This window comes from Acinetobacter stercoris (assembly GCF_900323515.1).
Lineage (GTDB): Bacteria > Pseudomonadota > Gammaproteobacteria > Pseudomonadales > Moraxellaceae > Acinetobacter > Acinetobacter stercoris.
The window spans coordinates 1-2,235 of record NZ_OOGT01000335.1 but is presented as its reverse complement, the minus strand read 5'-3'; the positions used below and the strand labels follow the sequence as shown (position 1 = coordinate 2,235).

At 32.7% G+C, this 2,235-nt stretch carries 1 protein-coding gene; it reads left to right on the top strand.

Translation table 11 applies throughout. The annotated features are described in order from the left end of the window. Positions 1-24 precede the first annotated feature (24 nt). The gene (locus KPC_RS19220; protein ID WP_121975914.1) at positions 25-1,782 is read left to right on the top strand and encodes a GH39 family glycosyl hydrolase; all 1,758 of its coding nucleotides are present in this window, start codon (positions 25-27) and stop codon (positions 1,780-1,782) included. Positions 1,783-2,235 lie beyond the last annotated feature (453 nt).

Below are 2,235 nucleotides of genomic sequence, written 5' to 3'. Positions count from 1 at the left end.
CTATTATCATAAAGGAGAAGTAAAATGGCTAATTCTGCAAGAACAATTAATATCCAATTGACTGAAAATTCAAATAGTAATCGTATAAAAATGCTTAATGGTGCAAATGGCTCTGCATNTCCGTTATTTCCAGGCTATCCAACATTGTGGGATCAATATAAAGCCTTAGGAATTCAAGATATAAGAACTCATGACTGGTTTGGGCTTTCTGATTTTGATACACATATAGATAAAAGTAATTTATCTCAACCAGTTTATTCTGTACCAAGTAATAATCTTGATAAAGCAAAGAGTTTAATGTCTTCGATAGCTAATTCTCGTGTTTTATTTACTAATTATCCAACACGTTCAACAGCATATGATGACTCAGGTACGGGCGTTCCAACGGAAGGAACTTCATGCTTTATTAATTATCATTATGACAATCTTGGAACTAAAAATACTCAGATCCTGTATAGATTAGGGCGAAGTTTAGGTGCTTCAAATACTCCACCAGATCCAGATATGTTTGCAAAAGAAGCATCATTCATTGCAACATATACCAATAAATATCAAGATCATTCAAAAAATTATCAATTGAGAAAGCCAGTTACTTATTTTGAAATCTACAATGAGCCAGATGTACATGATTTTTATTCAGGAAAACCACAAGATTTTTATAAATTGTATGCGGCAGCGGCAAAAAAAATAAAGCAAGTTGATACTAATATTCAGGTAGGGACATGTGGGGTAGCAAATCCTGTTGCTGATAATAAAGATTATGTCGATGGGCTCCTTGATTATTGTAAGAAGAATAATGTACCTCTAGATTTTTACTCATGGCATCATTATTGCGATGGTTCTTCTGATCCTTTTGATTATTATATAATTGGGCGAGATATTCGAAAGCTTCTCGATAGTAAAGGATTTAATAATACGAAATCGTTTCTGACTGAATGGAATATAACACCTCTGGTTGATGTGGGAAGGGTTTCAGCAGTACAAACAATGCAGACAGCTTCATTTATCTGTAGTGCTTTAATAATGATGCAAGATGCTGCAATTGATAAAAGTTATTTCTACCGTGCTGATGGGCTACATCTAGGACTTTTTAATAAAGAGCATAAATATACATATGCTGCAAAAGCCTTCATTGCTTTTGAACAAATGAGGGAAACTCCATATAGACTACAAGTGTCTACGGTTGGTTCTGGTAGTACCAATCCTGTTTATGATTATAATCAGGATACGTTAGGTTTGGTTTGCCTAGCTGGAACGGATAAAGTTGTTGGCAAAACTGGATCTAGAAAGATTAAGATACTTATCTCTAACTATATGATAGATAGAGATTATGTGAGTTCAGATAAATATAAATTTAATCAATATTCAATAGATACATCAGTAACTTTGACTGATGCATTAAAAAGTGAGTTTCCATCAGATGGAACAAGATATTATCATATATTTGATAATAACCCTTATCCAAGTAAAATAAATCCTGTTGGACCAGGCGGAGCAAATTTCCCCAAAGGTGCACTAGAATTACAAAAGCTAGATTATAAAGATAACAATGGGTTAATCATTAATTTATCCATTCCATCTTCTTTAGGTCTGACAAAATATACGGCGAATTACAGTTGGTTATCAAATGATGGCGGTATAACCACTTCACTTGATGATGAGAATTTAAATGTAACAGCCACTCCAAGTGAATCAGGGAATATATCTAACAACAGCCTCACATTAAATCGCCCTGAATTTAAAGAGTATCAGGTTTTACTTGTTGAACTCGATTTATCATAAAATCTGAATATTTATTTTGGGTTCAGGCATATTTGAAATAACAATTTAACCTCCTTCGGGAGGTTTTTTTATAAGTACCCTTTATGCAAAGATTTTGAATCCTGAATCACACATGTTTAATTTTAATCATAAACATTTATATCCCACTTATTGAGTCTCGGTTCACAATATAAAACCAGTATCTATATCAAGGCTTGTCATAAAACCACTCAAAATACATATGGTGGAATCAGTCTATCCAACCCTCAAAATAGAACCACCACAGGCTGAATATTGGTCAAAGAAAGTCTATAAGAATAAACCAGTTGATCTTAGTGTAATTGGACATATCGAACGATTTAGCTTGTTAAGTTGGTTAATTTTATCTAATAAATAGTTGGAATCAAATTTTATATACAAAAAATTTCCAAATCATAAATTTTCTAAAAGACTTTAGTCTATATGGCTAAAGTC